Source organism: Neobacillus drentensis (assembly GCF_036962765.1).
Taxonomy (GTDB): Bacteria; Bacillota; Bacilli; order Bacillales; family Cytobacillaceae; genus Neobacillus; species Neobacillus drentensis_C.
Genome location: NZ_JBALOS010000197.1, coordinates 18,499 through 20,472, shown reverse-complemented (window position 1 = coordinate 20,472; position 1,974 = coordinate 18,499). Strand labels below are relative to the sequence as shown.

Sequence of the window (1,974 nt, the reverse complement as noted above, 5' to 3'; positions counted from 1 at the left end):
ACCCATCATTATCAGGCCTATTCGGGTCCAGCTATTCCAGTTGGGAATGGTATGCATGTCCATTATTATGATTTTTATACAACTGAAAACGACGGACATCGGCACCGAATAAAAGGTGTCGACCAACCTGCACCTGGTAATAAATAAAAACAGTGCAAATGATACAAAAAAAATAAGAGACTAACTACTAGTCTCTTATTTTTTGTATCATCACTCGATTTGTATGCCAGCATCAAAAACATAAGGCTGCTTCGGTGTTGAAATTTTTGAAATCTGCTTTATTTTTATAGAAGGGATGGTACCGCCATCATATTGAGTTTGCTCAATTGTACCAATTACTTGCACCCATTTATCTTTTGGTAGGGCTGCTACATTCCCTTTTGCCATAATTCCATAAACGGAGGCATCAGCAACACAACAAGAAATTCCAAATCGTGCTACTATGATTTGATTTTGCATGAAATTTTTTTCCCTATATACAAACCCTTTTATCGAGATCGTTTTTCCAATCATACTTTGTAGATTATCTTGAATAATTGTCATCATTGGAACATAGGTCTTCTCCTTAATATTTATCCTTTTTGTCTGTAACATGTCTTTTTTTAACTTAGTGTATTCCGTTTCAGATAAAGGCTCATGTTGATTAGTGAGAGTATCATTGCTTTTAGCTGTTACATTTGTTTTATTGGTATCTTTAACAGCCTTGCTTGGTTTTGTGTCTTGGGAACTCGCTCCAAGTTTAATGGTTCTGTTTATCGCCACCGAGCTATCCAAAATATTATTTGCGAAAAGAAAGCCCGTGGTTATCGGAATAATAAATAATAAATAAAGAAATAAACTTTTCCCAAATGAAGTAGGGTAGGAATGCTGACCATCACAATCACAATGATAAGGATGTTTCTGAACGGATGTTCCTCTTATGATTAACAGGACACCTAAAGTAAATAATACAAATAAAGTAAAGTATATAAAGCGAATCATTTTCGGTGCGATCAGAAGAGTAATATTATTGGTTAGCAGTAATTTAAACAAAAGCAACATAAAGCCAATTAAGATGATTCCTCTGATAAGGTGGTGGAAGGTATTCATTTCATCTGATTTCTTCATCATGCATCTCCTATATAAAAAATAATTGAAAGATATAGACTGACAAATACACGACGATAGGAGTCACCATAAGTAAGAATAGGACAAAACGTTTCTTAAAATAACCAAATAACATTAAGGTGTTTTTTATATCAATCATGGGTCCAAAAACTAGAAATGCAAGGATTGATCCTTCCGTAAAGGTAGAACCGAATGAAGAAGCTACAAAGGCATCTGCAGAAGAACAAACAGAAAGGACATAGGCAAACCCCATCATAACCACTGGAGCAAAGCTAGTGCTTGTCCCAATGGATAAGAGAATATTGCGGTCTAAGAAAGCCTGAAATATACTTGCGAGGAAAGCTCCAATGAATAAATATTTTCCTGTATCAAATAATTCATCACTAGCATGATATAAGGTTTCTAAGAGTTTATTTCCTTTATGGTGGTGATGANNGTGAACGCGCTGACCATCATTAACTGTTTTAAGAATATTTTCCCCTTTAAATCGTCTGTATATGATGAGACCAATGATAATGGAACTAATAAATCCAACAACCATCCTGGCATTGGCAATATAGGGTGTACTCTTAAAAGCAAAAAAGGTGGACGCATAGACGACAGGGTTTAAGATAGGAGCACTTAGCATAAATACAACACCTACATGCGAGGGCATGCCTTTCTTTATTAACCTGCGAACCACCGGAATGATTGCACATTCGCATATGGGAAAGATGATCCCTAACAATGCAGCCGGTATAGCTGCTAAATAGGCATTACGAGGCAACATCTTTCGAATTGCATTTTCAGATACAAATGCTTGTATAATGGCTGATACAAATACTCCTAACAAAATAAAAGGAATAGCTTCTAAAATAATACTCAGGA

At 35.6% G+C, this 1,974-nt stretch carries 3 protein-coding genes; 1 reads left to right on the top strand and 2 read right to left on the bottom strand.

Annotation, left to right across the window (positions count from 1 at the left end; all coding sequences use genetic code 11):
- Nucleotides 1-147 (top strand): YmaF family protein (locus V7137_RS22185; RefSeq protein ID WP_335700084.1); only part of this gene is annotated, 147 nt, incomplete at its 5' end.
- A 63-nt stretch (nt 148-210) separates the two neighbouring features.
- Here the strand turns inward: V7137_RS22185 and V7137_RS22180 are convergent.
- Both V7137_RS22180 and V7137_RS22175 read right to left on the bottom strand, forming a co-directional pair.
- Nucleotides 211-1,107, bottom strand: a complete 897-nt coding sequence (locus V7137_RS22180) for a TIGR03943 family putative permease subunit (protein WP_335700083.1) — start codon at nt 1,105-1,107, stop codon at nt 211-213.
- 10 nt (nt 1,108-1,117) lie between these two features.
- Nucleotides 1,118-1,939 carry a permease gene (locus V7137_RS22175; protein ID WP_438825626.1) on the bottom strand — a complete coding sequence of 274 codons (822 nt, stop codon included), beginning with the start codon at nt 1,937-1,939 and terminating at the stop codon, nt 1,118-1,120.
- Nucleotides 1,940-1,974: the final 35 nt, after the last annotated feature.

Coding starts and splice junctions, on each gene's coding strand:
- V7137_RS22180 (WP_335700083.1), bottom strand. CDS start 1,107: ATGAAGAAATCAGATGAAATGAATACCTTCCACCACCTTATCAGAGGA.